The 26,429-nt window shown below is 70.3% G+C and carries 28 protein-coding genes; 11 read left to right on the top strand and 17 right to left on the bottom strand.

The genetic code is table 11. The annotated features are described in order from the left end of the window. Nucleotides 1–42: 42 nt before the first annotated feature. The 8 genes from valS to ACGFIQ_RS12255 all read right to left on the bottom strand — a co-directional run bounded on the left by valS (nucleotide 43) and on the right by ACGFIQ_RS12255 (nucleotide 11,313). Nucleotides 43–2,661: a valine--tRNA ligase gene (gene valS / locus ACGFIQ_RS12290; protein ID WP_393242954.1), complete on the bottom strand. Its 2,619-nt coding sequence runs from the start codon at nucleotides 2,659–2,661 to the stop codon at nucleotides 43–45. A gap of 56 nt (nucleotides 2,662–2,717) precedes the next feature. After that, nucleotides 2,718–4,598, bottom strand: coding sequence for an ABC transporter ATP-binding protein (locus tag ACGFIQ_RS12285; protein ID WP_393242952.1), 1,881 nt, complete (start codon nucleotides 4,596–4,598; stop codon nucleotides 2,718–2,720). Beyond that, entirely contained in the window at nucleotides 4,595–6,448 is a 1,854-nt protein-coding gene (locus ACGFIQ_RS12280) for an ABC transporter ATP-binding protein (RefSeq protein ID WP_393242950.1), read from the bottom strand. The genes ACGFIQ_RS12285 and ACGFIQ_RS12280 overlap by 4 nt, the downstream gene beginning before the upstream one ends. Nucleotides 6,449–6,484: 36 nt before the next feature. After that, nucleotides 6,485–6,994 carry a methylated-DNA--[protein]-cysteine S-methyltransferase gene (locus ACGFIQ_RS12275; protein ID WP_393242948.1) on the bottom strand — a complete coding sequence of 170 codons (510 nt, stop codon included), beginning with the start codon at nucleotides 6,992–6,994 and terminating at the stop codon, nucleotides 6,485–6,487. Continuing rightward, nucleotides 6,991–8,523, bottom strand: coding sequence for a DNA-3-methyladenine glycosylase 2 family protein (locus ACGFIQ_RS12270; RefSeq protein ID WP_393242947.1), 1,533 nt, complete (start codon nucleotides 8,521–8,523; stop codon nucleotides 6,991–6,993). The genes ACGFIQ_RS12275 and ACGFIQ_RS12270 overlap by 4 nt, the downstream gene beginning before the upstream one ends. 77 nt (nucleotides 8,524–8,600) lie before the next feature. Next, a complete protein-coding gene (locus tag ACGFIQ_RS12265; protein WP_393242945.1) occupies nucleotides 8,601–10,016 on the bottom strand; it encodes an FAD-binding protein in 1,416 nt (471 codons plus the stop codon). Between the two features lie 245 nt (nucleotides 10,017–10,261). After that, nucleotides 10,262–10,807 (bottom strand): hypothetical protein, encoded by a 546-nt coding sequence (locus ACGFIQ_RS12260; protein WP_393242943.1) that lies wholly within the window; start codon nucleotides 10,805–10,807, stop codon nucleotides 10,262–10,264. After that, complete coding sequence (locus ACGFIQ_RS12255) at nucleotides 10,804–11,313, bottom strand: SigE family RNA polymerase sigma factor (protein WP_393242941.1); 510 nt, start codon at nucleotides 11,311–11,313, stop codon at nucleotides 10,804–10,806. The genes ACGFIQ_RS12260 and ACGFIQ_RS12255 overlap by 4 nt, the downstream gene beginning before the upstream one ends. A gap of 141 nt (nucleotides 11,314–11,454) precedes the next feature. Here ACGFIQ_RS12255 and ACGFIQ_RS12250 point away from each other — a divergent pair, with 141 nt between their 5' ends. Both ACGFIQ_RS12250 and ACGFIQ_RS12245 read left to right on the top strand, forming a co-directional pair. After that, nucleotides 11,455–11,973, top strand: coding sequence for a hypothetical protein (locus tag ACGFIQ_RS12250; protein WP_393242939.1), 519 nt, complete (start codon nucleotides 11,455–11,457; stop codon nucleotides 11,971–11,973). A gap of 119 nt (nucleotides 11,974–12,092) precedes the next feature. Continuing rightward, a complete protein-coding gene (locus ACGFIQ_RS12245) occupies nucleotides 12,093–12,827 on the top strand; it encodes a Type 1 glutamine amidotransferase-like domain-containing protein (protein WP_393242937.1) in 735 nt (244 codons plus the stop codon). 24 nt (nucleotides 12,828–12,851) lie between these two features. On the opposite strand, the gene ACGFIQ_RS12240 is transcribed toward ACGFIQ_RS12245, so the two are convergent. Beyond that, entirely contained in the window at nucleotides 12,852–13,421 is a 570-nt protein-coding gene (locus tag ACGFIQ_RS12240; RefSeq protein ID WP_393242935.1) for an exonuclease, read from the bottom strand. A gap of 96 nt (nucleotides 13,422–13,517) precedes the next feature. Here ACGFIQ_RS12240 and ychF point away from each other — a divergent pair, with 96 nt between their 5' ends. After that, nucleotides 13,518–14,603 (top strand): redox-regulated ATPase YchF, encoded by a 1,086-nt coding sequence (gene ychF, locus ACGFIQ_RS12235; protein WP_357558408.1) that lies wholly within the window; start codon nucleotides 13,518–13,520, stop codon nucleotides 14,601–14,603. A 186-nt stretch (nucleotides 14,604–14,789) separates the two neighbouring features. Here ychF and ACGFIQ_RS12230 read toward each other — a convergent pair whose 3' ends face one another. Continuing rightward, nucleotides 14,790–15,134, bottom strand: coding sequence for a hypothetical protein (locus ACGFIQ_RS12230; RefSeq protein WP_393242933.1), 345 nt, complete (start codon nucleotides 15,132–15,134; stop codon nucleotides 14,790–14,792). A gap of 646 nt (nucleotides 15,135–15,780) precedes the next feature. Further along, nucleotides 15,781–17,262 (bottom strand): hypothetical protein, encoded by a 1,482-nt coding sequence (locus ACGFIQ_RS12225; protein ID WP_393242931.1) that lies wholly within the window; start codon nucleotides 17,260–17,262, stop codon nucleotides 15,781–15,783. 148 nt (nucleotides 17,263–17,410) lie between these two features. On the opposite strand from ACGFIQ_RS12225, the gene ACGFIQ_RS12220 reads away from it, so the two are divergent. Beyond that, entirely contained in the window at nucleotides 17,411–17,677 is a 267-nt protein-coding gene (locus ACGFIQ_RS12220) for a hypothetical protein (protein WP_393242929.1), read from the top strand. A 144-nt stretch (nucleotides 17,678–17,821) separates the two neighbouring features. Here ACGFIQ_RS12220 and ACGFIQ_RS12215 read toward each other — a convergent pair whose 3' ends face one another. Both ACGFIQ_RS12215 and ACGFIQ_RS12210 read right to left on the bottom strand, forming a co-directional pair. Further along, nucleotides 17,822–18,421, bottom strand: coding sequence for a nucleoside monophosphate kinase (locus tag ACGFIQ_RS12215; protein ID WP_393242927.1), 600 nt, complete (start codon nucleotides 18,419–18,421; stop codon nucleotides 17,822–17,824). 190 nt (nucleotides 18,422–18,611) lie between these two features. Further along, entirely contained in the window at nucleotides 18,612–19,265 is a 654-nt protein-coding gene (locus ACGFIQ_RS12210) for a phosphotransferase (RefSeq protein WP_393242925.1), read from the bottom strand. Between the two features lie 162 nt (nucleotides 19,266–19,427). On the opposite strand from ACGFIQ_RS12210, the gene ACGFIQ_RS12205 reads away from it, so the two are divergent. From ACGFIQ_RS12205 to ACGFIQ_RS12195, 3 genes are all read left to right on the top strand, one after another. Continuing rightward, nucleotides 19,428–20,576 carry a helix-turn-helix domain-containing protein gene (locus ACGFIQ_RS12205; RefSeq protein WP_393243204.1) on the top strand — a complete coding sequence of 383 codons (1,149 nt, stop codon included), beginning with the start codon at nucleotides 19,428–19,430 and terminating at the stop codon, nucleotides 20,574–20,576. 171 nt (nucleotides 20,577–20,747) lie between these two features. Further along, nucleotides 20,748–20,915 carry a hypothetical protein gene (locus ACGFIQ_RS12200; protein WP_393242923.1) on the top strand — a complete coding sequence of 56 codons (168 nt, stop codon included), beginning with the start codon at nucleotides 20,748–20,750 and terminating at the stop codon, nucleotides 20,913–20,915. After that, a complete protein-coding gene (locus ACGFIQ_RS12195) occupies nucleotides 20,905–22,095 on the top strand; it encodes a helix-turn-helix domain-containing protein (RefSeq protein WP_393242921.1) in 1,191 nt (396 codons plus the stop codon). Before ACGFIQ_RS12200 ends, ACGFIQ_RS12195 begins: the two co-directional genes overlap by 11 nt. Before the next feature lie 25 nt (nucleotides 22,096–22,120). Here the strand turns inward: ACGFIQ_RS12195 and ACGFIQ_RS12190 are convergent, their stop codons facing one another. After that, nucleotides 22,121–22,495 carry a VOC family protein gene (locus tag ACGFIQ_RS12190; RefSeq protein ID WP_393242919.1) on the bottom strand — a complete coding sequence of 125 codons (375 nt, stop codon included), beginning with the start codon at nucleotides 22,493–22,495 and terminating at the stop codon, nucleotides 22,121–22,123. 116 nt (nucleotides 22,496–22,611) lie between these two features. Here ACGFIQ_RS12190 and ACGFIQ_RS12185 point away from each other — a divergent pair, with 116 nt between their 5' ends. Genes ACGFIQ_RS12185 through ACGFIQ_RS12175 form a run of 3 tightly spaced genes read left to right on the top strand, consistent with a single transcriptional unit; the run spans nucleotide 22,612 to nucleotide 23,863 of the window. Further along, complete coding sequence (locus tag ACGFIQ_RS12185) at nucleotides 22,612–23,070, top strand: SRPBCC domain-containing protein (protein WP_393242917.1); 459 nt, start codon at nucleotides 22,612–22,614, stop codon at nucleotides 23,068–23,070. Then, nucleotides 23,067–23,417 (top strand): ArsR/SmtB family transcription factor, encoded by a 351-nt coding sequence (locus ACGFIQ_RS12180; protein ID WP_393242915.1) that lies wholly within the window; start codon nucleotides 23,067–23,069, stop codon nucleotides 23,415–23,417. Before ACGFIQ_RS12185 ends, ACGFIQ_RS12180 begins: the two co-directional genes overlap by 4 nt. 2 nt (nucleotides 23,418–23,419) lie before the next feature. Next, nucleotides 23,420–23,863 (top strand): SRPBCC domain-containing protein, encoded by a 444-nt coding sequence (locus ACGFIQ_RS12175; protein ID WP_393242913.1) that lies wholly within the window; start codon nucleotides 23,420–23,422, stop codon nucleotides 23,861–23,863. A gap of 168 nt (nucleotides 23,864–24,031) precedes the next feature. Here the strand turns inward: ACGFIQ_RS12175 and ACGFIQ_RS12170 are convergent, their stop codons facing one another. The 3 genes from ACGFIQ_RS12170 to ACGFIQ_RS12160 form a co-directional block, all read right to left on the bottom strand. Then, entirely contained in the window at nucleotides 24,032–24,763 is a 732-nt protein-coding gene (locus tag ACGFIQ_RS12170) for a class I SAM-dependent methyltransferase (RefSeq protein WP_393242911.1), read from the bottom strand. A 234-nt stretch (nucleotides 24,764–24,997) separates the two neighbouring features. Then, on the bottom strand, nucleotides 24,998–25,360 hold the full coding sequence (locus ACGFIQ_RS12165) for a PH domain-containing protein (RefSeq protein ID WP_203147864.1): 363 nt from the start codon (nucleotides 25,358–25,360) through the stop codon (nucleotides 24,998–25,000). A gap of 51 nt (nucleotides 25,361–25,411) precedes the next feature. Further along, nucleotides 25,412–25,720 carry a pterin dehydratase gene (locus ACGFIQ_RS12160; protein ID WP_393242909.1) on the bottom strand — a complete coding sequence of 103 codons (309 nt, stop codon included), beginning with the start codon at nucleotides 25,718–25,720 and terminating at the stop codon, nucleotides 25,412–25,414. Between the two features lie 183 nt (nucleotides 25,721–25,903). Here ACGFIQ_RS12160 and ACGFIQ_RS12155 point away from each other — a divergent pair, with 183 nt between their 5' ends. After that, nucleotides 25,904–26,344, top strand: coding sequence for a (deoxy)nucleoside triphosphate pyrophosphohydrolase (locus ACGFIQ_RS12155; RefSeq protein ID WP_393242907.1), 441 nt, complete (start codon nucleotides 25,904–25,906; stop codon nucleotides 26,342–26,344). Nucleotides 26,345–26,429 lie beyond the last annotated feature (85 nt).

Below are 26,429 nucleotides of genomic sequence, written 5' to 3'. Positions count from 1 at the left end.
CGTCCGCCGCCGCCCGAGGGGGGTGGCGGCGGCGGACGCGGATCAGAAGGCGCAGGCGATGACGAGCTCCGGGGTGCGGTCGGGGAGCAGGTCGAGCTTGCCGATCCGGCCAGCCGCCCGCAGGTCGTCGGCGACGAGGGTGAGCTGTTCCAGAAGCGCCGCCGGGCCGAGCGCCTCGGCCAGCGGCACCTCCGCCTTCATCGACAGCTTCCGCTCCGACTTGGCCCGCCGCACCTGGCTCAACGCGTCGCCGGCGAGCCGCAGCAACGCCGGCTCACCCGACCCCTCGATCGTCCGGGCCACCTCGTGGGTGGTGGGCCACGGCGCACGGTGCACCGAGCCGTACCGCCACCACGACCAGACCTCCTCGGTCACGTACGGCAGGAACGGGGCGAACAGCCGCAGCTGCACCGACAGCGCCGAGGCCAGCGCCGCCCGCGCCGAGTCGGCGCCCGCCCCGGTGCCGTACGCCCGCTCCTTGACCAACTCGATGTAGTCGTCGCAGAACCGCCAGAAGAACGCCTCGGTCGCCTGCAACGCCGCGGTGTGGTCGTACGCGGCGAGGGCGGTGCTCGCGGCGGTGACCACGGTGGTCAGCTCGGCGAGCATGGCCCGGTCCAGTGCGGTGGTCGCCGACAGCTCCAGGTCGCGGCGCGGCGTCAGACGCGCCGAACTGGAGTTGTCGTACGGGGCGCGCAGCGCGTCCGCCGCGCCCAGCCCGAGAACGAACTTGGACGCGTTGAGTAGTTTGGTGGCCAGCCGGCGGCCGATCTTGATCTGCGCCGGGTCGAAGGCCAGGTCCATGCCGGGCTTGCCGCTGGCCGCCCAGTAGCGCACCGCGTCCGAACCGTGCTGCTCCAACAGCGCCAGCGGGGTGACCACGTTGCCCTTGGACTTGGCCATCTTCTTGTGGTCCGGGTCGAGGATCCAGCCCGAGAGCACGGTGTCCCGCCAGGGCAGCACCCCGTGCTCGAAGTGCGAACGGACCACGGTGTCGAAGAGCCAGGTCCGGATGATCTCCTGCCCCTGCGGGCGGAGGTCCATCGGGAAGATCTGTGCGAACAGCTCCGGGTCGGTCTCCCAACCACCGACGATCTGCGGGGTCAGCGACGAGGTGGCCCAGGTGTCCAGCACGTCCGGGTCACCGATGAAGCCACCCGGCTTGCCCCGCTGCGACTCGTCGTAGCCGGGCGCCGGGTCGCTGGACGGGTCGACTGGCAGCGCGGACTCGTCCGGCGTGAGAGGGTGGGACCAGTCCGGCTCGCCAGTGTCGTCGAGCCGGTACCACACCGGCACCGGCACCCCGAAGAAGCGCTGCCGACTGACCAGCCAGTCTCCGGTCAGGCCGCCCACCCAGTTGTCGTAGCGGTGCTTCATGTGTGCCGGCACCCAGTGCAGCTCCCCGCCCCGGGTGAGCAGCGTGGCCCGCAGGTCGGCGTCCCGGCCGCCGTTGCGCAGATACCACTGTCGAGTCGAGACGATCTCCAGTGGGCGGTCGCCACGCTCGTAGAACTTGACCGGGTGGGTGATCGGGCGCGGGTCGCCGATCAGGTCACCGGTGTCGGCCAGCATCCCGACGATCTCCCGGCGGGCGCCGTTGACGGTCTGCCCGGCCAGCGCCGCGTACGGCTGTGCCGGCACCCCGGCCGGCGGCTCCGCGAGCAGCCGACCGTCGCGGCCGATGACCACCCGGGTGTCGAGGTCGAGATCCCGCCACCAGGTCACGTCGCTCAGGTCGCCGAACGTGCAGACCATCGCGACACCGGTGCCCTTGCCCGGGTCGGCGAGCGGATGGGCGCGCACCGGCACCTCGACGTCGAACAGCGGGCTGCGCACCGTCGCACCCACCAGGTCGGCGTACCGCTCGTCGTCGGGGTGACAGACCAGCGCGACGCAGGCCGGCAGCAGCTCGGGCCGGGTGGTGTCGATGAGCACCTCCCGCCCGCCCGGCCCGGCGAACCGCAGCCGGTGGTAGGCGCCGGGGCGCTCCCGGTCCTCCAACTCCGCCTGGGCGACGGCGGTGGCGAAGCCGACGTCCCAGAGCGTCGGCGCCTCCGACTGGTACGCCTCGCCGCGCAGCAGGTTGCGCACGAACGCCCGCTGACTTGTGGTGCGGGCGATCCGGCCGATCGTCGTGTAGGTCAACGACCAGTCCACCGAGAGCCCGAGCCGCCGCCACAGCGCCTCGAAGGCCTGCTCGTCGGTGACGGTCAGTCGTTCGCACAGCTCGATGAAGTTGCGCCGGGAGATCGGGGTGGGGTCGCGGCGCGCGGCATCGTCGACCGGGGCGGTCGGTGGCCGCCACGCCGGGTCGTACGCCAGCGCCGGATCGCAGCGCACCCCGTACACGTTCTGCACCCGACGCTCGGTGGGCAGGCCGTTGTCGTCCCAGCCCATCGGGTAGAAGACCACCTTGCCGCGCATCCGCTGGTATCGCGCGACGATGTCGGTGTGCGTGTACGAGTACACGTGCCCCATGTGCAACTCGCCCGATACGGTCGGCGGTGGCGTGTCGATCGCGTACACGTCCTTGCGCTGCCTTGAGCGGTCGAACGCGTACGTGCCCTCCTCCTGCCAGTGGCGTGCCCAGCTCTCCTCGAGCCCGTCCAGGGTTGGACGCTCGGGAACGCCGGCTCGGGCCGTCCTCGCCGTGTCGGTCATCCTGTGATCGTAGGCACCGGGGGAGGGTCCGGCCACGGAGTTGCGGCACCGCCGGCTCAGATCAGCGAGTCGCGCCACTGCCGGTGCAGGGCCGCGTACCGGCCGTCGGCCTCTGCCAGCACGGCGGGTGGGCCGTCCTCGACCACCCTCCCGTCGTCGAGGACGAGCACCCGGTCGGCGGTTTCCACGGTGGAGAGTCGGTGCGCGATGACCAGGGCGGTGCGGTCGCGCAGGATGGTGCCGAGTGCGCGCTGCACCAGCCGTTCGGTCGGCACGTCCAGCGACGACGTCGCCTCGTCCAGGATCAGCACGGTCGGGTCGGCCAGGAACGCCCGGGCGAACGCGACAAGTTGGCGCTGCCCGGCGGAGAGTCGGCCGCCGCGCCGGTGCACCTGGGTCGCGTACCCCTCGGGCAGGGCGGCGATGAAGTCGTGCGCGCCGATCGCCCGCGCGGCGGCCTGGACCGTCTCGTCGTCCGCGCCGGGGCGGCCGAACCTGATGTTCTCCGCGACGGTCCCACTGAACAGGTGGTTCTCCTGGGTCACCAACACCACGGCGCGGCGCAGGTCGGCGTCGCTCACGTCGCGCAGGTCGACCCCGTCGAGCCGGACCGTGCCGGTGTCCGGGTCGTGGAAACGGGCGACCAGCTTGGCGATCGTCGACTTGCCCGCGCCGGTGGGCCCGATCAGCGCCACCGTCTGCCCGGCCGACACGGTCAGCTCCAGCCCGTCGAGGATCGGGGTGCCGGCCCGGTAGCCGAAGGAGACCGCCCGGAAGGTCAACTCGCCGCGACCGGGCCCGGTCGGCAGCGGAGTGGGCCGGACCGGCTCGGCGACGGCTGGCCGTTCGTCGAGCACCCCGGCCAGCTTCTCCAGTGCCGCGGTGGCCGACTGGAGCGAGTTGTAGAACTGGCTCAGCTCCTGCATCGGCTCGAAGAAACGACGCAGGTAGAGCAGGAACGCGGCGAGCACGCCCACCTCGGTCTGCCCGTCGAGCACCCGCCAGCCGCCGTAGCAGAGCACCACCGCCACGGTGACGTTGCCGATCAGCTTGATCGCCGGCGAGTACGTGGCGATCAGGCGGAACGTGTGCAGGCTGGTTCGTCGGTAGTCGTCGCCGAGCGCCACGAAGATCCGTTGGTTGCGCGGCTCCCGACGGAACGCCTGCACCGCCCGGATGCCCCGCATCGACTCGACGAAGTGCACGATGACGAGCGCGACCGCGTCCCGGGTCCGCCGGTACGCGCTCGCCGACGACCGGGCGAACCAGCGGGAGAGCAAGAACAGGAACGGGAAGGCGAGCAGCGTCACGGCGGCCAGCGGCAGGTCCAGCCAGAGCAGGATGGCGGCCACCGACAGCATCGACAACCCGGCCATCACCAGGTTGTCGATCCCCCCGTCGACAAGTTCGGCGATCGAGTCGAGGTCGCTGGTGAGCCGGGAGACCATCCGACCGGAGGTGTACCGCTCGTGGAAGCCCACGGACAACCGCAGGAAGTGCCCGAACACGCGCTGCCGCAGGTCGAGCAGGACGGCCTGACCGATCCGGGCGGAGAGGGTGAGGAACCCGCGTCGGGCCGCGTACTCGGTCAACGTGGCGACCACGAACGCCGCGGCGACCGCGACCAGCGGGCGGGGGTCGCCGGCGCGCAGCGGCGCGATGGCCCGATCGATGCCGATCATGACCAGGTACGGCCCGGCCATCGCGGCGGCGTTCTGGGTCAGCAGCAGGCCGATCGCGGCGGCGAGTCGCCCCCGGTGTGGTCGGAGTTGGTCGGCGAGCAGAGTCCGGCTGAGCCGGCGCAGCCGGGCCACCGCCTCGGGTGCGGTGTCCTCGGCCCGACTCCGGTCGGCCTCCGGGTCCGTGGCGGTCCCGCGCCATCGGTTCAGCTCCGGTTCCTCCTCCGGCGGTGGGTCGGCCTGCTGCGGCACGGTCACGAGCGCACCAGCCCCCGTCCGTCGGAGGTGGACGGGCGCGGGCCGGCGTCGGCCGCCGGTGGGTGCCCGGTGGGTGGGTCGGCGGCCAGCAGCGCCCGGTACGCCGGAACTGTGGCCAGCAGGTCGGAGTGCCGGCCCACGGCGGTGATCCGCCCGTCCTCGAGCAGGGCGACCCGGTCGGCCAGGGCGATCGTCGACGGCCGGTGCACCACCAGCAGCGCGGTGCTGTCGCGCAACACCTGTCGCAGTGCCCCCTCGACAAGTGCCTCGGTGTGCACGTCGAGCGCGGACAGGGGGTCGTCGAGCACCAGCACCGCCGGCCGGCCGAGCACGGCCCGCGCCAACGCGAGTCGCTGCCGCTGCCCACCGGAGAGGGAGATCCCCTGCTCACCGACCCGGGTGGCCAACCCCCACGGCAGCTCGTACGCGAAGTCGGCCTGGGCCAGCGCGAGCGCCGCCCGGACATCGTCGTCGCCGGCGTCCGGGCGCCCCAGGGTGAGGTTCTCCCGCACCGACATGGAGAAGAGCGTGGGCTCCTCGAACGCCACCCCGACCAGCCGGCGCAGCGAGCCCAGCCGTAGTTCGCGCAGGTCGTGCCCGTCCAGGGTGATCCGGCCGGCGGTCACGTCCTGCAGCCGGGGCACCAGCGAGAGCAGCGTGCTCTTGCCGGAGCCGGTGGCACCGACCAGGGCGAGCGTCTCGCCCGGCTCGATGACCAGGTCGATCTCGCGTAGCACCGGCGCGTCGCCACCCGGGTAGCTGAACGAGACCCGCTCGATGCGGAGTTGGCCGTGCACGGCGTCGCGGGTCAGGGCGAGCGCGCCGGGAGAGTCCACGATCTCCGGTGGGGTGTCCAGTACCTCCTGGAGCCGGTCGGCTGCGGTGGCGGCCTCCTGACCGTTGGCGATGATCCAACCCAGCGACTGCACCGGCCAGATGAGCATCAGTTGCAGGCTGACGAACGCGACAAGCTCGCCGATGGTCAGCGCACCCTTCGCGGCGGCGGCCGCCCCGGTCACCAGCACCACGCCCAGGGTCATGTTGGGCACCAGGTCGAGCAGCGCCGAGGTGTTGGCCAGCAGCCGCGCCTTGCCCACGCCCGTGTCGTGTACCCGCTGTGCCCCCGCGGCGAAGCGGGCGGCCAGTTCCGGCCCCCGGCCGTACGCCTTCATGGTGCGCAGACCCTGCGCGGTCTCCTCGACCAGGGTCGCCACGTCGCCCTGCTGGTCCTGCATCCGCCGGGACGCGGCGTGGTAGTGCTGTCCGAACCGGCGGCTGATCAGCAGCAGCGGCACCGCGCTGGCCGCGACCAGCGCCCCGAGCATCGGGTGCAGGTTGAGCAGCAGCACGACCACGACCACGTAGGTGGTCAGGTTGAGTAGCAGGAAGAACACGCCGAAGGAGAGGAACCGGCGGATCACCGACAGGTCGCTGGTGATCCGGGAGAGCAACTGGCCGGACTGCCAGCGGTCGTGGAAGCTCGTCGGCAGCCGTTGCAGGTGGGCGTAGACGTCGGCGCGCAGTGCCGCCTCCATGCCCACGGCCGAGGAGGACTGCACCCACCGGCGGATGAAGATGAGCACCGCCTCGACGATGCCGAGCAGCAGCGCCAGGCCGCCGAGCTGGAACAGCCCGGCCGGTTCGTGTCGGGCCACCGGCCCGTCCACCACCCGCTGCACGACCAGCGGCACGGCGATTCCGGCCGCCGTGCCGGCCAGGCCCGCGACGAGCAGCCAGGCGAACTCGGCGGCGTACGGGCGCAGGTAGGGACGCAACCGCCAGAGGTTGTGCAACGGGTGCCGGGGCGCGGCGACCGGGGTGGCCGGGTCGCCGTCGCTCCGCAGAGGCATACCAGACGGTAGCGTCAATGGCGGGCGACGCCGGTGTCAGCTTGCCGTCAGGCGCCGTTCATGACCGAGAAGCCACGTCTTCACGTCCAGCCCCCAGCGGTACCCGCCGAGCGTGCCATCGGTGCGCAGCACCCGGTGGCAGGGCACGAACAGCGCCGCCGCGTTCCGGGCGCAGGCCGCCGCGGCGGCCCGCACCGCCGGTGGCCGACCGGCCAGCGCGGCGTACCCGGTGTAGGTGACCGGGGTGCCCGCCGGCACCTCGCGCAGCACCTGCCAGGCGTGCGCCATGAACTCCCCGCCGGTGCGCTGCCGCACCGGCACCGTGTCGATGGCGCTGAGGTCGCCGTCCAGGTAGGACCGGACCGCCGCGCTGACCGGGCCCAGGTCGGCCCGTTCGCGCACCGGTGCCCGCAGGGTCGGGTGGACCAGGGGCAGCAGCGCCGCCGGGTCCGGGGTGAAGCCGGCCGCTCGTACGTCGCCGTCCGGGCCGGCGAGGATGCTCAACGGGCCGGCCGGCGTGCTCATTACGGTGCTGTCGATGCTCATGCCGCTCTCCAGAGTCTCATCGTTGCGTAGGACCGCCAGGGACGCCAACGCTCGGCGTACCGGTCGAGGTTTGTCGGGTTGTCGGTCAGGCCGAGGGCGGCGGCGCCGCGCCGGACCGCGAGGTCGGTGCCGAGCAGGATGTCCGGGTCGCCGAAGGCGCGCATGGCCAGGTAGTTGGCGGTCCACGGACCGATGCCGGGCAACGCGAGCAGCCGCCGGGTTGCCTCCAACCGATCCACCGAAGCAGCCAGATCGACGGACCCGTCGACCACGGCCCGAGCCAACCCCCGCAAGGTCTCCCGCCGCCCCACCGGCATCCCAAACCCCGAATCCGGCAGGGCCAGCAGCTCCTCCGCGCCCAGGAACCCCCGCAGTCCCCCCGCAGTCCCCCGGCCCCGCCGCCCACCCGCTCTGCCCGGTTGATCATGGAGTTGTTGTCCCGACACGCCGGAGTCGGTGGCAACAACCTCATGATCAACGTGGTCATGGGTGGTTGGGGCGGACAGGAGGAGGCGGGTTAGGGTTTTTTGGGCGGAGGCCAGGGAGATTTGTTGGCCGATTATGGCGCGGACGGCCATCTCGAAGCCGTCCACCGCTCGGGGGACGCGGATGCCGGGTTCTGCCGCCACCGCCGGGGCCAGCGCCGGGTCGGCGGCCAGTGTGGCGTCGATGGCGGCCGGGTCCGCGTCCAGGTCGAGCAGCCGGCGACACCGGGCCACCGCGGGCGCCAGGTCACGGACGTCGGTCAACCGCAGCGTCGCCGCCACGTGCCCGGCCGCCGGGGTCAGCGCCACCTCGCCGGTGCCGTGCGGCAACCGCAAACCCCGGTGGTACGTCCCGTCGCGCACCTCGTCCACGCCGGGCAGCGCCCGCACCGCGAAGAAGTCCAGCAGCGCGCCGGCGTGCAGCGGCGGACGGTACGCGAGCCGGAGCGCGATGGTCCCCGCACCTGTCGACGCCTGCTGAGCGCCGCGAGTCGTCCGCAGGTCGGACGGGGCACTCGCGTACACCTCGCGGAGCGTGTCGTTGAACTGTCGGACGCTGCCGAACCCGGCGGCGAACGCGATCTCCGCCATCGAGAGGGTTGTGGTCTCGATCAGGATCCGGGCGGTCTGTGCCCGCTGGGCCCGGGCCAGCGCCAGCGGCCCGGCACCCATCTCGGCGCGCAGCATCCGGTGCAGGTGTCGTTCGGTGTAGCCCAGTCGGGAGGCCAACCCCGGTACGCCGTCGCGGTCGACCACCCCGTCGGCGATCAGCCGCATCGCACGGCCGACCACGTCCGCGCGGACGTCCCACAGGGGTGAGCCGGGCGCGGCGTCCGGCCGGCAGCGGCGGCAGGCGCGCAGCCCGACACCCTGCGCGGCGGCGGCGGACGGAAAGAACCGGACGTTCTGCCGCTTGGGTGTGATCGCCGGGCAGGACGGCCGGCAGTAGATGCCGGTGGACGTCACGCCCGTGTAGAACCAGCCGTCGAACCGTTGGTCACGACTGTCCACGGCCCGGTAGCAGCGCTCGAAGTCCAGCTCCATGTCACCGATCATGCCCCGCTCGACCCGCTGTCGGCCGGCGGGAATCGGACCTTGCCGTGCCGGTGAGCAGGGGCCCGTCAACGGGGACGACGGCGACGCCGATGAGGTTGGCCGACCCCGGTCGGCTGGCCGGCGCGACTCGGCTGCGCGGCGCGACTCGGCTGGGTGGCGCGGTGTGGCTGGCCGGTCAGCAGGGCGGACCGGAAGACGCCGTCCGGGTCGTACCGCTTCCACAGCCGCCGCACCCGGGCCCCGGTCTCGCCCGGGTAGATCCGGGCGAACGCGGCCGGATCCGGCCGGCTCTCGAAGTTGACGTACGCGCCGTCGGCCCGCGCCCCGACGGCCCGCCAGGCGGCGTCCAACGCCGCACCGCCCTGCGGTGGGAAAACCGAGGCGATGACAAGGGTGTCCTGGTGGCGATGGGAGTACGCGGTCGCGTCGGGAGCCACGTCGTTGACCGCCCCGCCCAGCGAGCGGAGCTGGACCACCGCGCGCCCCGGCCCGGTCACGGCTCGCATCACGGCCCGCGCCCCCGCGTCGTTCAGCCCGGTGAACAGGCCGTTGGTGGTGGTGCCACGCTGCTGGCCGACGTTGGGGTTGAGGTGCGCGGTCGGCACCAGCGTCGGGTAGGGCAGCAGGTCGGTGCGGTGTTCGAGCACCTTGCCGATGGCGAGCAGCGGCTCCACCGCGGGCCTGGCCCGGCGCAGGCTCTCGGCGGCCACCACGGCGGTGATGGACATGAGGGCCGAGCGCCCGTCCGCGAACACCATCGCCGCCGCGGACAACTCCCGTGGGGCCCGCGCGAGGTAGGCCGTCCATTCCCGGACGGTGCGCCCGTCCGGATGCGCCTCGACGACCACCTGCGTCACGCCGACGTTGCGTTGCTCGACGGCCTCGATCTCGAAGGCCACCACGATCCCCGCACCAGCTCCGGCACCACGCGCCAACCAGAACAGCTCCGGCTCGTGCGTGGCGTCCGCGCGTACCAGCGTCCCGTCGGCGAGCACCACCTCGACGGCGCGGACGCGGTCGATGGTAAGGCCGTGGGCGCGGACCAGCCAGCCGACACCGCCGCCGGTGGCCAGCCCGCCGACCCCGACGCCGCCGTAGTCACCCGAGCTGATCACCAGGCCGTACGGTGCCAACGCCTTCGCGACGTTCGCCCAGCGGGCACCGGCCTCGACCCGGACCAGTCCGGCCCGCTCGTCGAGCACCTGCACGCGGTTGAGCATGGACAGGTCGATGACCACGCCACCGTTGGTCGAGGAGGCCCCGGAGAGGCCGTGCCCGCCGCTGCGGACGGCGATCGGCAGCCGCTGCTCCCGCGCGTAGCGCAGCGCGTCGACCACCTGGGCGGTGGTCTTCGGCAGCAGCACGGCGGCCGGCGACGCCGTGGTGGTGTACGTGGAGCGCAGCTGCGCGTACCGGCGGTCGCCGGGTGTGACGATCTGCCCGGTGAGCGAGGTGGGCACCCGGGGCATGGTGGTGCTCATCGTCGCCCCCGCGGCTGGCCCGTCGGGTGTCCGAGATCGGTCATGGCCCAAGGATGGGCGGGCTGACCGGCCTCGGCAAACCCGGTGGGCGGGTGCCCGCTGGTGACGCAGCCGCGCTGCGCTCGCCGGTGCGGGGGAGGTGACAGGTATCTCCAGTCGGCCCCTGCTCCGGCGCTGCCGCCGGAGTGGGCCGCGGTGGGCCGGTCGGGCCGGGGCGAGGAAGCCGCCGACCTGACCGGTTTCGCTCAGCGCGACACAGTCGGGGTGGTCATCGGCTTGCCCGGCGCGCCGGGTGGGTTCAACGGCTCGCCCGGCGCACCGGGTGCGGTCGTCGGCGACGGATCACCAGGCGCACCGGGCACCCCAGGCGCACCGAGATCCCCGGGAGCACCGGGCATCCCCGGCGCATCGGCGGCAGCACCGGGCGCACCGGGCTTGCCGGGCGCGCCCGGCCGCGTCCCCGGGTCCTGTTTCGCGCCGCCGGGGCTCGGTACGACAGTCGCCACCACGGTCGGCGCGAACGACTCGGGCGCGGGCGGGCCGGGCACGGCCGCCGAACCCGCCGGGCTGGGCGCGGCCGGTGGGGCCTCGTCCGAGCCGGTCGAGGCGAGAGCGATCGGAGTGGCGATGAGGATCGCCGCGAGGGTGCCGACCGCCCCCATCGTCACCGTGGCGCGGCGCCGGTTGCGCACCCGCCGTTCCGCTCGGTTCAACTGGTCATGCACTATCGGTGCCTCCTCGGCCAGGTCGGTGAGGGTGCGGCGGATGAGGTGCTCGAAGGGATCGGTCATCGCCGTACCTCCAGCATTTCGACCTCCGGCAGCAGCTCGCGCAGGCGCGTGACCGCCCGGTGGGTACGGCTGCGTACCGTGCCCACGGAGCAGCCGAGCAACTCGGCGACCCGGGCTTCGGGCAGGTCCTCGTAGTAGCGCAGGACCACCACCGTCCGCTGGGTCGGTGGCAGGTGGCGCAGCGCGGCGCGCATCGCCAACCGCACGTCGGAACCACCGCTCGGATCGACGCCGACCGGTTCGTCCGCCGGGTTGAGCGGCGTCTCCCGCCACCGGCGCAGTCGTCGCCACCAGCTGATCTGCTCGCGGTACATCACCACGCGCAGATAGCCCTCGGGATCGGCGTGCCGGATGGACCCCCACTTCGGGATGGTCCGCGCCAACGCCGACTGGAACAGGTCCTCGGCGGCGGTGCGGTCCCCGGTCAGCAGGTACGCGACCCGCATCAGCGCCGGCGTCCGGTTGCCGACGAACTCGGCCAGCCGAGCCCGTTCGTCCTCGTCCACCCACCACCTCCGTTTCGTTGTCACAGATACAGACGCCGCAGGTCATCGTGGCTATCCGCGATCTGCCGGGTTTTTCCGCCCCGGAAGTGTCGGTCGTGGCGGGTAACGTCCGGCCACCAATTCAAGAAGGGGTGGCGCGACATGGCGAGCGTGGCGGGTTGGGCGGCGGCGTCGACACCGGGCACGTTCCCGCCGCTGCCCCGCGCGGTGGCGCAGTCCCTCTACCGCCGGATGCGGGCCGTCGCGCCCGCCGCCCGAGGCGCCATCGACCGGGACCGGGCGACCGACTCCGAGCGGGCCTTCGCCGACACCGCCTGCGGCCGGTTGGTCGGCTCCCTCGACGACGCGGGCCTGCGGGCGCTCGGCATGTGGACACACCACTGGTGCATGCGCTTCTACGACGACGACACCCGGGCCGGCCGACGGTTGGTTCGCGAGATCGCGGCTCGGCAGGGGCTGGGCTGGACGGCCGACGAGGTGCGCTGGATGCTGCGCGAGTCGTTGTCGGCCGGCCCGGCCGCCGCCGACCGGTTCACGCTGCCGCGGGCCGCCGCGGCCCAGCTGCCCGAGGCCGACCGACCGCTCGACGAGTTGCCCCCGGCCGCCCTTCAGCCCGAGGCCCACGTGCCCCACCAGCGCCGACCCGAACCCTTGCGTTGATCATGGGTGTTCGGTCGACAGACGGCTCGCCAACCCCATGATCACCGAATTGGGGCCGACGGCGTGCCGGCGGCGGCTGCGGCAGGATGGGCGGCGGACCACCGACGGAAGGACGCCCGATGCCTGCCAGCGCACCGACCATCCTCGCCACCAGCATGGGCTTCTTCCGCGGCGACCGAGGCCCCCACAACCTGCGTCCCAGCCCCGTGTTCGAGCTGGCGGCCGAGCTGGCCGAGGCCGGTCCACAGCCACGGGTCTGCTATCTCGGTCAGGCCATCGGGGACCAGCCCACCGTGCTGGGCGCCATCTACGGCGCGTTCGCCGACACCCGCTTCCGGCTGTCGCACCTCGCCCTGTTCCCCATGCCGAACGTCGAGGACATCCGCGCCCACCTGCTCGCCCAGGACGTGATCTGGGTCGACGGTGGCAGCGTGGCCAACCTGGTGGCCGTGTGGCGGGTGCACGGGCTCGACGAGATCCTGCGCGAGTGCTGGCAGGCTGGCGTGGTGCTGGCCGGGGTCTCCGCGGGCTCGATCTGCTGGCATGTCGGCGGCGCCACCGACAGCTTCGGCCCACGCCTGCGCGGCTTCACCGACGGCTTGGCCTGGCTGCCGTACGGCAACGGCGTGCACTACGACAGCGAGGGGCAGCGGCGTCCGCTCATGCACGAGCTGGTCGGCAACGGGACGCTGCCGACCAGTCACTGCACCGACGACGGGGGCGGCCTGGTCTACCGGGGCACCCGGTTGGTCGAGGCGATCGCGGACCGTGAGGGCGTGTCGGCGTACGAGGTCAGCCGTGGCGCCGACGGCAGCGTCCGGGAGGCGGTCATCGCCCCGCGCCTGCTCGACTGAGCGCCACGCCTGCTCGGCTGAGCGTCACGCCTCCTCGGCAGGCGTCCGGCGTCGGAGCACCGCGTCGAAGACCTGTGCCAGCTCGGCGGCGTCCTCCCCGGCGTGGTGCGTGTGCGGCACGTCGTGCAGGCCCAGCTCGTGCTTGATCCTGCCCTTGCGGGTCTGGACCCACTCGCTGCCGGTCAGCCCCATCCAGTAGCTGCGCAGATCGACACCCGAGCCGGTGGCACCGAACGGGCTGTGGCCGACGAAGCGGACGAAGTACCAGTGCACGAACATGCCGTCCCAGACGGCCGGGGCGGCGAGGAAGACCGGGCGGCCGATCCGTCGCAGCCCGTTGACCCAGGCCGCCGCGGCGGACATCGCCTCCTGCGCGGTGGGTGCCTCCCGCAGCAGGCGGTCCCGGTCCAGGCCGGAGACGGCAAGCGCCGCCGGCACGAAGTCGTCGGAGATCGGACGCAGCTCGGTGTAGAAGGTCAGGTCCGGGTGGCTGGCCACGGCCATGCCCAGCGAGATCATGCTGTACGGCCCGGGGATCGGTCCGTCCGCCTCCACATCGACGGCGATGTACAGCTCGGGCAACGTCGAGGTCATCCCACCTCCAACAGCGAGACGTCGGGTTCGGCAGGGTAGCAACGCTTGCCGGGTCCCGTCGCGACATAAACCGCACCCCGCGTAAGCTGGCTGGTCGTGAGTCTTTCCATCGGCATCGTCGGCCTGCCCAACGTCGGCAAGAGCACGCTTTTCAACGCGTTGACCAAGAACGACGTGCTGGCGGCGAACTACCCGTTCGCCACCATCGAGCCCAACGTCGGCGTGGTCGGTCTGCCCGACGAGCGGCTGGGCAAGCTGGCCGAGATCTTCTCCTCGCAGAAGGTGCTGCCGGCCCCGGTGTCGTTCGTCGACATCGCCGGCCTGGTCCGCGGCGCGTCGAAGGGGCAGGGTCGGGGCAACGCCTTCCTGGCCAACATTCGGGACGCCTCGGCGATCTGCCAGGTGGTCCGGGCCTTCTCCGACCCGAACGTGGTGCACGTCGACGGCAAGATCTCCCCGGCCGACGACATCGAGACGATCAACACCGAGCTGATCCTCGCCGACCTGCAGACCCTGGACAAGGCCCTGCCCCGGTTGGAGAAGGAAGCCAAGCTCCGCAAGGACCGCTTGGCCGCGGTCGCCGCCGCGAAGGCCGCGATCGAGGTGCTCGACGGCGGCACCACCCTCTACTCCGGGGCCGCCGCCGCCAAGATCGAGCTGGAGCACCTGCGCGAGCTGCACCTGCTCACCACCAAGCCCTTCCTGTACGTCTTCAACGTCGACGAGGCCGAGCTGGCCAACGAGACGTTCCTCGACGAGCTGCGCGCCCTGGTCGCCCCCGCCGAGGCCGTCTTCATGGACGCGAAGATCGAGTCCGAGCTGGTGGACCTGCCCGAGGAGGAGGCCCGCGAGCTGCTGGAGTCGATCGGGCAGAACGAGCCCGGCCTCAACCAGCTCGTCCGGGTCGGCTTCCGCACGCTCGGCCTCCAGACGTACCTCACGGCCGGCCCCAAGGAAGCACGCGCCTGGACCGTCCCGGTCGGCGCCACCGCGCCGGAGGCCGCGGGTGTCATCCACAGCGACTTCCAGCGCGGCTTCATCAAGGCCGAGGTGGTCTCCTACCACGACCTGGTCGAGCACGGTTCGATGGCGGCGGCCAAGGCGGCGGGCAAGGTCCGCATCGAGGGCAAGGAGTACGTCATGCAGGACGGCGACGTGGTGGAGTTCCGCTTCAACGTCTGAATCCAGCCTTTTACCGCAGGTCAGACGGTTGAGTCGTCGCCCTAGGGCACATTGGGGGCACAACCCCACGCGTCATCGAGGGCGCGGCGGGCGCGTTCCTCCGAGTCCGGCATCAGGTGGGCCGTACGTCGACAGGACGATCTCGGTTGTGCACGCCCGACGGCGGCTGCAGCACGGGTGGTACTTCTACCGCAGACGGTAGAGGTAGCTGCCTTCGTAGTTGCGTTCAACGTTCTCATGAGAGTCGACGTAGAACGAGGTACCGGCGAGCCAGTCGGCGGGATACCCGCTACGGGCGAGGATCGTCCGGAATTCTTGTTCAAGTCTTGCCGTCACACCGTTACTGGCGCAGCGTGCCACGTTGGCGTCTGTGTCGAAAAACAGCCGCACTGCCGCGTCGAAGTCGGTCGGGACAAACGGAACGACGAACTCCACGCGCACAAGCGGTACCTCGTTGGCCGTTGCCCAGGAGAGAAGCTCGCGCTTGGCGGTACCGAGGTGATCGAACTGCCTGCGACGGGTCGGGTCCACGTTGCCATCGTAGGCACGACTGTCGATTCGGGCTCGTGCCCCAGCCGCGTGAGTGTCACGCATCAAGTGAAGCCAACCTGTAACGCATCAAGCGGCGTACGACACCGAGCTGCCGGCGAAGTGGTTCAAAGTTTCTGTACGTCTTCAAGGCGGCCCTGAACGGGCCGCACGCGCCGCCGCCTGGGCGCGTGTCCGTCGCTCCGCTGGCGCTCCGACTCCGGCCACGCAACACGCCCGGCGGCTGGCGCGGAAGCGGGAAGCCCAAGGGGCCGCCGCAGCACGACAGGCCGTTGACCGGGGTGGTGGTGGGCCGGCAGCCGGCCGGGCCGCGCGGCCACGAGCCCGCGCGGCGTAGGGGAGCGCACGCCGGCCGCGTCGGCGAGCTGGCGGCGGTTGCGGGGGTTGCGGCTACTGCGCCTCCGGCGGGGGCGCTCGGGCTCCGAGATGGTTGCAACCCCGCCGGCGCGTTGCGGTCCGTGGGTGGTTGCGCGAGCCATCCCGTCTGCCCTCGACCCGGGCAAGCCGAGCAGACCACCGCCCGACCCGCCAGCGTCCGACCGTGCGTCAAGGCCGTCTTGACGTGGCGGGCCGGGCGGCGGCCCGCTCCCCAGGAGGGCGGGTCGACGGCAGACGGGATGGCAGGTTCTCAGGGCTGATCTTGCGATTGCTGAGGCTTGAACCCCATCCTCCGCCACGCGTCGCGAATCGGTTGCAGATTGTTGGAGAACATAGTGTCGCTCAAATCGATTGGGTCGCCATCGAATTCGATTCTCCTACCTGCCCTGCGATACGGCGAAATGAGGTACCGCCGGTTGCCATACGCGTCCTCCGCTACCACTGACAAGGCTTCGCGGCGATCGTCTTGGAGGGCAGGAGGAACGATAAACCCCTGCTCATCATGCACCAATCCCCCCTGCCAAGTGTCGCCAACCTCTACGAGCCCGTCGATGCCGCTCCGCTCAATGGCAGCCGCCAACTCGCGCATCAGAACCATCTTGTCTGGCCTGTCTCTTGCTTCCAGAGCTTCAGTGGCCACTTGCTCGTTGCCCTTGTAGAGAAGCACGTACCAGCCATGCCAGCGATCTTTTGCGAGAATCCTCCTGGCGTTGCTCATGCACCAGTCGGCCATGCTGGTAACCGAGTCCCAACCTTCCGGTGGTGGATCGGTCGAACCATACTTCCTCATGGACTTATTGAGCTGTTTGGCATTAGGGGAAAACGAGTATCTGTTGCCACCAACATCGGTAGCTCCGTTTGACAGCCTTAACCGACGGACTGCGTATTCGGTAGGGACCATGCAGGGCAACCTGCCGTGAGGCAGTCGTTCAACAACAAGATATCCCTCGTCAGATGACCCGAACGCCACCCCGTGTTCGATACCGAGGTTCTCGTGCAGGTCGTCCAGCATCACGGCCATGAAGCCATATGCTTCGGCACACGCATCGGCCAACTCTCGATCAGGCAGCGCCTTGTCAACCCACCTGCGCGTCAGCTCGATGTAGCCCTCCCTGACGAAGAAGTCTGGCAGACTCGCGAGTTCCTGCACTTGCTCCTTTGTGGAGGTGGCAGGCGGCACGTTGATTGATAGCTTTAGCCTCTGTTCACCGTCTGAACCCAGGATTGTGGCTAGCTCTTCAGGCGGGTCGCCGGTCCAATAGGCTGCGATCAGAGCGGCTCTGGCTTCAGACTCCGCATCCAAGTCACCCTGCTTTACCACCCGGTTGCGCGATTCAACCACCCAGCGCATAACGTGGCTCGCACGCATCTTCTCGCGCCATGGCTCATACCACGCATCGAAGCCTTCAATATTAGATTTCTCTGATTGCAAGATAAACGTTACGTTGCGCAGACTCTGAATGACAGTGTTTAGTTCTCGGCGGAAATGGCCAGGATGATGGTACTCGCGGGTGAGTGAATGCCACTGATCATGACAATCTTGCATCCGTTTGTGAGTCTTCGATATCGGGCAACCGGCACCGTTACTCAATTCGCTGGCGGCATGAAGCTGGCCAGTGATGTAACCGCTCGGGGCGCGGTGCTGGCGCTTCTTCCTCTTGCTTCCTGGCCTTGGGAACCTCACATGACCAGTATCCGTGGCCTGTCCAGCCGTTAGCGCCGCCGGCTGCATGGGCCGTCGATGGGCTGTCGAGCGATGACGAATGACGACCGACAACGACCAGCAGAGCCCGGAGAAACACCAGGTCAGCCGGCATTTGATGCGCCTGGCCTGGCGGGCGACGGACGAGTAGTCCTGTACGCCGGATATCCTGTCCGGTGTGGTCGATGACGGTAGAGATCGAGTAGCAGCGACCCAGGATGCGGTCGCGGTGGTCACCGCCTGGCTTGCACAGCGTCAGGGCGACGACCTGTATCACCAGCAGGTTGACCAGGTGATCGAGGAGCATGGCGAGTTGGGAACGCTCCGACTAGCTACGGGGCTCACGAACCTGTGCGGGTTCCTGGTCTACCGTCTGGCTCGCCTGCAGGGGCAGGATCCGGAGGAAGTCCTCCGCGATGTTGCTCGCCGCATCGCTTCCGCTTGAGGCTTGCTTGCGGGGCACATCCGGGGCACAAGACAGTGTGAAACGTTGACTACGGGTGGCGAACGCTGCGATCCCCGAACGGGCATTGAGCACCTACGCGACCACGTTGACGCAGGTAGCCGGACGGCAGCTCGCAGTTCCGCTTCAACGTCTGAATCTGGCCTGTTTCCGCAGGTCGGCAGTGATCGGAAGCAGCTTGGCCGCCATGTCCTCGTGGTCGCCAGAGCCACTGGCGGTCCACAACATGCCGCGAGTTCGGTAGTAATCGCGTAGCGGCTCGATCTGCTCCTGGTAGTTCTCCTGGTAGTGCGAGTGCATCAGCAGCAGTTCGTTGCCTCGCTCGGCTTGCTGCGGGTCCAGTTCTATCTGACGTTCTATTCGGCGGCGGACCATGAAGTCGAGTTCGTCCTTCGTCAGTACGAGTTCGATCACCGTGTCGGGCGCATGGCCGCTCTGCGCCAACAACTCCGCCTGAACGATCCTGCGCGGGTAGTTGCACAGCAGCCAGCCGCCATCCACGGCGGCCAGGGCGTCAGCGATGGCCTTCGTGGTCAGCTCATCCGGGATAAGGTGCCCGGTCTGCATGTACCGGTTCATCTGTTCGCCCAGCGGCGTCCGCAGTTGCACGTGCTCACGGCAGACGTTGCCTGGGCTGATGACCTGGAGGCCGGTCGCTTCTGCCAGAACCGCCGCAGCAGAGGACAGGTCGACCAACGGCCCGGCGATGAGGGCAACGTTCGGCATGCGTGCTCCCAGATGCTAGTAGCCGGCGAACGGCAGTGTGGGGCTCCGGGTTCGAACTGGGAGCTACGGTGCGCGTCATGGTAGGTGACGGGGTGCGCGAGATTCACGGCTTGACAGGGCACAGGACGTGCCGCCGCAGAGACACCCGCTGTAACCGCGAGCACGAGCGCCACGCGCCTCCGTTGGGGACTTACCAGTGGCCCGTGATGAGGACGGCAGCGGCGTCGAGTTGCTCCCGCTCACGTGTGGTGAGTGCCAGGTCGTTCCGCCGTACCGCCAAGGCCCGTTCCAGCACGGTCAGCAGGCTGCCGCCGACGCGGTCCAGGAAAGCATCCAACAGCGTTGCGGCCGGCGGGGCCAGAGAATGCTCACCATCGGCAGCCACCTGGGCGAGGATGACGGCTGAGAGCGCGACATCGAGGTCTGGCGGCCCCTCGGTGGCGTTGCGCCAGTCAATGAGGACCGGTCCCCGTGACGTCAGCATGACGTTGTCCGGGTGCAGATCGAGGTGCAGGATCCGGGCATCATCGGGCGCGCTGAGCCGGGGCGGCAACGCGTGCAGCCGGCGATGCAGACCCGCCAGACAGTCGGCCGCTGCCAGGGCATCGAGCTGACCGGCGATGAGCGCCGACAGCATGGTGCCCCCGTCCAGGCGTTCCATGACGAGATCGGTGCCGCGCGCCTCGTACACAACGGGCACCGGAAAACCCAGACCTCCCACGTACGCCATGACTGCCGCTTCGGCGGCCACGTCTCCACCCTTGCGGTAGCGCCGGAGGACGCGCCGATCGTCGATGGCGTAGACGTCAGCGTCCCGCCCCGACGCCAGCGGAACCGGATCCACCACGCCCCGACGGTAACCGAAGCAGTCATCCGCCCAACCCTTTCAAGCGCAGTCGCGGGTCACTGACGAGGATGTTTCTTCGGTGTACCGTCCGAAGTGCCAGCAGTTCACCACCTAGGAGTACCGCTGATGCCTCGCCGCCCGATACCTGACGACCCGTCGATCGGTGATCGCATTCGTGCTCGCCGCGAACTGCGCGGCTGGAGCGTGCGGTATGCCGCCAGCCGCGCCGGTATCTCGCACACGTCCTGGTCACGAATCGAGCGCGGGCAGCAGCGCACCGACCGGTACATGGTGGTTGACCTGGCCGCCGCTCTCGAATGCTCGGTGGCCGATCTGACCGGGCAGGCGTACACGCCGGCTGATCGGCAGCTCGATGCCGCTCGCATCGACGCGGAGCGGGTGTGGCGGATCATGATGGACACGCCGATGACCGGGCGTGCCGACTCCGCTGCGACGACCGAGCAGGTGCAGCGTGAGGCCGCTCTCGTGCGTGGCTTGTACGGGCGGTGTGACTATGCGGGTGCCTTGCGCCGGCTGGTCGATCTGGTGCCGACAATGCACAGTCTCACCGATCGGCGTGCAGCGCTCACCGAGATGGTGCCGGTATACGGCGTGGCGATGGGTTCACTCCTGAACGTCAGCTTCCCTGCTCACGCGTGGCTGGCCGCGGAGCGCTGCGCGCAGGCCGCGGGTCTGCTCGATGATCCGGTGGCCGCAGGGGTTGCGGCTGCCAACCGCGCCCGGGTTTCCGCGTACTCCGGGGCATTCGGGCCGGCGCGAACGCTCTGTGACGTGGCCGCCGCTGACCTCGCGGGCAGCGCGAGGGACGGGGCCTTAGACGTACTCGGCTTCCTGCACTTGGCGCGGGCGCTTCACCTCGCCGGCCTGCGCGACCACGCAAGCGCCGAGGGGCATCTCACCGAGGCCGCGCGGATCGCCACGCGCACCGGTGAGACGGAGAGCTGGGATCTCGCCTGGGGGCCACGGAATGTGGCGCTGTGGCGGATGGCCTTCGAACTCGACACGGGCCGCCCCGAAGCGGCGTTGGAGACGGCTGCGGGTGTCGAACTGGCGGGGCTGCCAGCGGTGCGGCAGGTGTATTTCTGGCTCGACATGGGTCGGGCCGCCGAGGCGGTGGGTCGGGATCGGGATGCGGTCCGGATGCTGCTCACCGCCGAGCGGGTCGGTCCGCAACATGCCCGGTCGTCAGCGGCAGCGCGGGAGACCGCGCGGGCGCTGCTGCGCAAGAGGGTTGCCTCGCCGGAGTTGCGGGGCCTCTGCGAACGAATGAGCCTGACCATCCAGTAGCAGGCAAGTAGTGGTGCGTAAGCGTTCCAGTCATCGCCCGTACTGTCCGTAGTGTCCCCATCACAGGGGTGCGGGCTGTTCGTGCAGCAGCCGCGGCGCGCCCCGAGTCCGGCGCGGCGGTCGTGCTCCTTCGGGACCACACCCGCCGCGCCCCGGAGCGAGGGGGTGCAGGTGGGCGGTACACGGCATGATCCAGGGTCCAGCCAGGGTGAGCAGGCGGAGGCCGCCGAGCGGGAGGCGGCGAAGGAGCGCCTGCTCGCCCAGGCCGAGGCGGAGCGGATACCGGTCGAGGAGACGACTCGGGCGGTGCCGGATCGGCGGTGGAGTCGTGAGCGGTGACCAACTGCCGATCGGGCGGCGGGTCGCCTACCTGCGTGTTCGGCGGAGGCTGTCGCAGCAGACTTTCGCCGACCGGCTCGGAAAGTCGAAGAGCTGGGTCGACAAGGTGGAGCGCGGGGTGCGGTCGCTGGAGCGGGTCTCGACGATCCGGGACATCGCCGCCGTCCTGCGGGTCGATGCCGCAGCGTTGCTCGGCCGGGATGCCCAACCGGTCGACGCGACCGGGCGGGCCGAGGGTGTCGCGCGGATCCGTTCGGCGCTGTCGACGTACGCGATGGCGCTTGGCCCTTCGGCGGCGGGCCGTGAGGTTCTGCCGGCTGATCGTCTTGCGCGGCAGGTGGGGCATGCGTGGGCCACCTTTCAGCATGGGCGGTATCCGCAGGTGGTCGACCTGTTGCCGAGGCTGTTGGTCGATGTTCAGCGTGCGCATGTCCAGGATTTCAGGGCTGGCCGGACAGCGCTGGTGGAGGCGTACCGGGTGACGGCGTCCGTGCTGGTGAAGCTCGGCGAGGCGAGCCTTGGTTGGTTGGCCGCCGATCGGGCGATGGCCGCCGCGACCGGTGACGGGGTGCTGGTGGCCGCGGCAGCGGTGCAGCTCGGCCAGGTGCTGCGGGCGTCGAAGCGGGCGCGGTCGGTGCTGCTGGCCGTCGCGTACCGGATCGCTCCTGATGATCGTGCGGAGGGCACGCCGCAGGAGCTGTCGCTGTGTGGGTCGCTGTTGATCCAGGCGGCGTTGATGGCCGCACGGTCCGGCGACGACCGAGCCGCCGTCGAGCTGCTGGACGAGGCGGCCGAGATGGCTGCTCAGGTGGGCGATGGGTGCGACCACCACCGGACCGCTTTCGGGCCGACGGCAGTCGAACTGGCCCGGGTCGCCGCGGCTGTCGACCTGGGCAACGGGCGCGACGCGGTGGCGCTGCACGAGGTGGCCACCAGGCGGGAAGGCTGGCGGTGGTTGCCCGCCGAACACCGCGCCGCGCACCTGCTCGACGCGGCCCGCGCCTACCTACTGGTCGACGACTCCGCCAACGCGGCACGGGTCCTGGTGCGGGCCGACAGCATCGCGCCCACAGAGGTGCGGCACCGACCGGCGGCCCGAGACGTGGTCGCACAGGTGGCCCGCGACCCGGACGCGCCGACGACGATCACCCACCTCGCCAGCGACCTCAGAGTCGTTTGAGCGGGGGTGCGGGTCCCGGACGCGATCAGCGCTCGGCCCAGGCGCCCAGCTCGTTGCCGCTGGGGTCGGTGAAGTGGAACCGGCGGCCACCGGGAAACTCGTACGGCCCCTTCACCACCTGGCCGCCGGCCTCCTTCACGGCCTGCACGGACCGGTCCAGGTCGCCTGAGTAGAGCAGCACCAGTGGGCCGCCCGCCTGGACGGTCTGGTCCAGGCGGAGACCGCCCACCTCGGGTGCGGCATCGCCGTGCGGGCTGCGGATGCCCGCGTACCCGGGGCCGTAGTCGTTGAACTCCCAGCCGAACGCGTCGGCGTAGAAGCGCTTCGCCTCGGCGAGGTCGGTCACCGTGAGCTCGACGTAGTCGATGGCGTGGTGCTGGTGCGGAGATGACTCAGACATGCGCGTCATCGTGCCCCTCGGGTACGACACGACCGCGACATGCAACGAAAGGTTGCGCGTGAAGTGGCAGGTGTCGTAGGTTAAGTGCAACCAAAGGTTGCGAAAGGTTGAGGCACATGGAGCAGGGAACCATCGAACGGGACATCCACGTCGACGCGTCACCCGAGGTGGTCTTCGAGGTGGTCAGTCAGCCCGAGCACATGCGGGAGTGGTGGCCCGACGACGCGCGGTTCGAGTCGGTCGCGGGCGCGCCCGGCGAACTGGTGTGGCGCAACGCCGACACCGGCGAGACGACGACCGTCGCGCTCGCCGTCGTCGAGGTCGACCCGCCGAAGCGATTCTCCTTCCGGTGGTGCTTCACCGAGGCGGACCGGAGTGGGTCGGCGCTGCTCGTCACCTTCGACCTGATCCCCACCGGCACGGGGACGCAGATCCGGATGACCGAGACCGGGTTCCGCGAGATGGGCTGGGAGGTCGCCGTCCTGGAGGCGCAGTACCAGGACCACGAGAACGGTTGGGACCACTACCTGCCCAGGCTGGGCGCGTACGTCGCGCGGCTGGTCGCCACGCCGTGAGCACCGTGGTCGACGACGAGCTGTGGTCGGCGATCGGCGACCCCACCCGACGTACGATGATCGATCTTCTGCTCTCCGACGGGCCGGGCACCGCGACGTCGCTGAGCAGGCGGCTACCCGTCACCCGGCAGGCCGTCGCGAAGCACCTGGCCGTCCTGGACCGGGTCGGACTGATCCACGCCGAGCCGGCCGGTCGTGAGCGCCACTACCAGGTCGACGAGGCGCAACTCGCCCGCGCCGTCGCGCAGTTGTCGGCGGTGGGCTCCAGCTGGGACGCCCGGCTCCGCCGGATCAAGCGCATCGCCGAGGCGATCGAGCGCACCCGCCACACCAACGAAGGAGACTGACAGTGGTCGACATCCTGCACCAGGTCGGCGTCGTCGCCGCACTCGACGACGTCTACCGAGCGGTGGCAACCCCCGAGGGCGTTGCCGGCTGGTGGTCGGTCGACACGACCGGCAAGAGCGAGGTCGGCGGCCGGTTGGCGGTCCGGTTCGGCGACGACCCCGGGTTCGACCTGGACATCCTTGAGCTGGACCCGGCCGGCCGGGTGCGGTGGCGGGTCATCGACGGCCCCGCGGAATGGGTCGGCACCGAGATCAACTGGCGTCTCGAACAGCGTGGCGAGTTCACCGTTGTCCAGTTCAGGCATGGGGGCTGGCGCGAGCCGACCGAACTCATGCACCAGTGCAGCACCAAGTGGGCGACATTCTTGCTGAGCCTCAAGGCGCTGATGGAGACGGGGCACGGTCGGCCGGCACCCGACGACGTACAGATCAGCGACGGGCACTGACCTCGGCGCCGGTCGGGCCGCCGGGGGTTCGCGCGCTCCGCCGCGAGATCGCGAACCCTCCGGCGACAGGCCGAGGGCCGGCGCAGATCGACTCCGGTTCCTTGAAGTCGGGGGGTCAAGGAGACCTCGACACCCCGGATTCCCGGAACCGGAGTCGACCAACCGCCGTTACTCCGCTCGGTAGACGGAGATGTGGGACGTGCTGTCGGCGGTGAACGGCCGCCGGTGCCAGTCGGCGTACCGCTCGGTGAGCCGGAGCCCTGCCTGCTGCGCCATCTCGTCGATCTGGTGCGGCCAGGCATACCGCATGGCGAACGGCTTCAGGTGCACACCGTCAGCGTCGAAGGTGATGGTCTGCCGGATGAAGGACTGCGCCGGTCGGTCGTACCGATGCAGTCGGATCGTCGCGGAGTCCTCGGTGACGCCCCAGACCTGGACCTGCTCGTCGGCGTCGAAGGTGCGCGGGTCGGGCACGAACGTCTCGATGACGAACGCCCCGCCCGGCGACAACACCCGGGCGACGTTGCGGAAACAGTCCGCCTGCCGCCCGGCGTCCACCAGGTTGAACAGCGTGTTGAAGACCAGGTACGCGAGCCGGAACTCACCCGTCACCGGTACGTCCGCCATGTCGGCGACGACCACCGGGATCCGGTCGCCGCCGGGCTTGGCCCGCATCTGCGCCACCATCTCCTCGGACGCCTCGACACCGTGCACGTCGAGACCGCGCTCGGCCAGCGGCAGCGCGACCCGACCGGTGCCGATCGCCAGTTCGAGAACCGGCCCACCGTCGGCCAGGTCGGCCAGGAAATCGACGGCTGGCACGGGGTCGGGGTTGCCGGGGCTGTCGTACCCGGCGGCCCACAGCCGGCCGAAGAGGCCGGGATCGTCGAAGACCGACATCAGCGGCCTCCGGGGTTGGTCAGGGGGTCAGTGGCGCGCTCCCGCGCCGGGGGAGTCGGAGCAGATCTGCTCACGAAGCCTCGATTCCTCAAGTCGGATGACGTTCGGTCGGAGGGGCTTCGTTGTGTTCGGCATGGTGGCTGCTCCCTTCGCGCGACTGTGGACCGAGCAGACCAGAGACGGCCGCGGCCCGGCAAGGCATATATGCCTTGCCGGGCCGCTGTGCTCGGGTGGTCAGGAGATGTGGTGCAGGATCACGTTGTGCACGTGGTGGCTCTTCTGCGCGCCACGGAACTCCACCTCGTAGGTGTGCGTCCCCACGTGGATCGCGATCGCCCCGGTGGAGAAGAACGAGCCACCCCAGGACTTGTTGCTGACCACACTCACGCTGGTGATCTTCGAGTACGGGATGCTGGTGATCGCGAACCGCTTCCCGACGAACGAGCGGTCCTGGATGATCACGCGACGGTCCGTCAGCCCGATGAACCCGGTGCCGGTGCCGACCGCGTCGTAGACGGCGATGATCTGCTCACCGTCGAGGAGGCCGCTCTCGATCTGCTGGACCTGCTCCTTGCGGTCGTACGCGATGTTCGCCATGGGTCCAAGGCTAGAAAACCGGTGCCAGCCCGCCGGCGAGAGCGACGGGCGTCAGGACTCGGTGACCGCCCGGTACGCGTCCTCGATGCGGGCGGCCAACAGGACCTCACCCTCGGACAGCGGCTCGCCGTTGCCATGCCCGACCCGGATCTGGGTGCTGTCGGGCAGGCGGCTGATCTCGGGACGCAGGTGCAGTGCGTCAGCGACGACCTTGACCCGTTCGGTCAGGGCGGCGTGTTGGCTATCGTCGATCGCGAGCGTCCGTCGGATCTGCTCGCCTTCGCGCGTCCAACCAGATAGCAAGGTCAACGCGTCGGAGAGATAATCGTGCTTGGCCCTGCTGTTGAACAGCACGCGCATCACCGCACCCCCCAAGCGCCGTTGTCGGCTCGTGGCCAAATCGTCGCCATCCCGTGTCTTGTCGGTGTCCTCTAGTCTGTCGCCGCTCGGAAGGGGTGTCCACGCCCACACTTCCGTGTTCTGTTGGCCTAGCGGACGGCTACGGTACCCAAACCGCCGATTGATCTGGCACCCTGGACGCCCGTGCGGACCGAACGGGCGAATGACGGCGGGCAGACCGAACGACGGGACCTGAAGGTGATCGTCGGTGCGGCGATCATCCGCGACGGGCGGGTGCTCGCGTGTGCGCGTGCCGCCCCGCCGGAGGTGGCGGGGATGTGGGAGTTTCCCGGCGGGAAGGTCGAGCCGGGGGAGACCGAAACCGACGCGCTGATCCGGGAGTGCGCCGAGGAGTTGGCCGTACGCGTCGAGGTCGGCGACCGGGTCGGCCGCAACGTCCGGATGGCGCACGGCCGTTCGGTGCTCAAGGTGTACGCCGCCCGACTGCTCGACGACGACCAGCCGCAGGCGCTGGAACACGAGGCGCTGCGCTGGCTCGCGGCCGACGAACTGGACTCGGTCACCTGGCTCCCCGCCGACACCCCCATCGTGGCCGCCCTCCACCGACTCCTCAAAACCCCCTAAAACCCCTCCGGCCCGCCCAGCTCCCGGCCCTCCGCCCCGGCCCTCCGCCCCGGCCCTCCGCCCCGGCCCCCAGCTCCCGTTGATC

Source organism: Micromonospora sp. NPDC048898 (assembly GCF_043198035.1).
GTDB lineage: Bacteria > Actinomycetota > Actinomycetes > Mycobacteriales > Micromonosporaceae > Micromonospora.
The sequence above is the reverse complement of the archived record's forward strand: the minus strand, read 5'-3'. Positions and strand labels throughout refer to the sequence as shown.

What these genes read in the sequence shown, in the direction of transcription:
- valS (WP_393242954.1), bottom strand. Translation starts at nt 2,661, where the DNA reads ATGACCGACACGGCGAGGACGGCCCGAGCCGGCGTTCCCGAGCGTCCA.
- ACGFIQ_RS12280 (WP_393242950.1), bottom strand. Translation starts at nt 6,448, where the DNA reads ATGCCTCTGCGGAGCGACGGCGACCCGGCCACCCCGGTCGCCGCGCCC.
- ACGFIQ_RS12275 (WP_393242948.1), bottom strand. Translation starts at nt 6,994, where the DNA reads ATGAGCATCGACAGCACCGTAATGAGCACGCCGGCCGGCCCGTTGAGC.
- ACGFIQ_RS12270 (WP_393242947.1), bottom strand. Translation starts at nt 8,523, where the DNA reads ATGGAGCTGGACTTCGAGCGCTGCTACCGGGCCGTGGACAGTCGTGAC.
- ACGFIQ_RS12265 (WP_393242945.1), bottom strand. Translation starts at nt 10,016, where the DNA reads ATGAGCACCACCATGCCCCGGGTGCCCACCTCGCTCACCGGGCAGATC.
- ACGFIQ_RS12260 (WP_393242943.1), bottom strand. Translation starts at nt 10,807, where the DNA reads ATGACCGATCCCTTCGAGCACCTCATCCGCCGCACCCTCACCGACCTG.
- ACGFIQ_RS12250 (WP_393242939.1), top strand. Translation starts at nt 11,455, where the DNA reads ATGGCGAGCGTGGCGGGTTGGGCGGCGGCGTCGACACCGGGCACGTTC.
- ACGFIQ_RS12245 (WP_393242937.1), top strand. Translation starts at nt 12,093, where the DNA reads ATGCCTGCCAGCGCACCGACCATCCTCGCCACCAGCATGGGCTTCTTC.
- ACGFIQ_RS12240 (WP_393242935.1), bottom strand. Translation starts at nt 13,421, where the DNA reads ATGACCTCGACGTTGCCCGAGCTGTACATCGCCGTCGATGTGGAGGCG.
- ACGFIQ_RS12225 (WP_393242931.1), bottom strand. Translation starts at nt 17,262, where the DNA reads ATGCAGCCGGCGGCGCTAACGGCTGGACAGGCCACGGATACTGGTCAT.
- ACGFIQ_RS12215 (WP_393242927.1), bottom strand. Translation starts at nt 18,421, where the DNA reads ATGCCGAACGTTGCCCTCATCGCCGGGCCGTTGGTCGACCTGTCCTCT.
- ACGFIQ_RS12190 (WP_393242919.1), bottom strand. Translation starts at nt 22,495, where the DNA reads ATGTCTGAGTCATCTCCGCACCAGCACCACGCCATCGACTACGTCGAG.
- ACGFIQ_RS12185 (WP_393242917.1), top strand. Translation starts at nt 22,612, where the DNA reads ATGGAGCAGGGAACCATCGAACGGGACATCCACGTCGACGCGTCACCC.
- ACGFIQ_RS12170 (WP_393242911.1), bottom strand. Translation starts at nt 24,763, where the DNA reads ATGTCGGTCTTCGACGATCCCGGCCTCTTCGGCCGGCTGTGGGCCGCC.
- ACGFIQ_RS12165 (WP_203147864.1), bottom strand. Translation starts at nt 25,360, where the DNA reads ATGGCGAACATCGCGTACGACCGCAAGGAGCAGGTCCAGCAGATCGAG.
- ACGFIQ_RS12160 (WP_393242909.1), bottom strand. Translation starts at nt 25,720, where the DNA reads ATGCGCGTGCTGTTCAACAGCAGGGCCAAGCACGATTATCTCTCCGAC.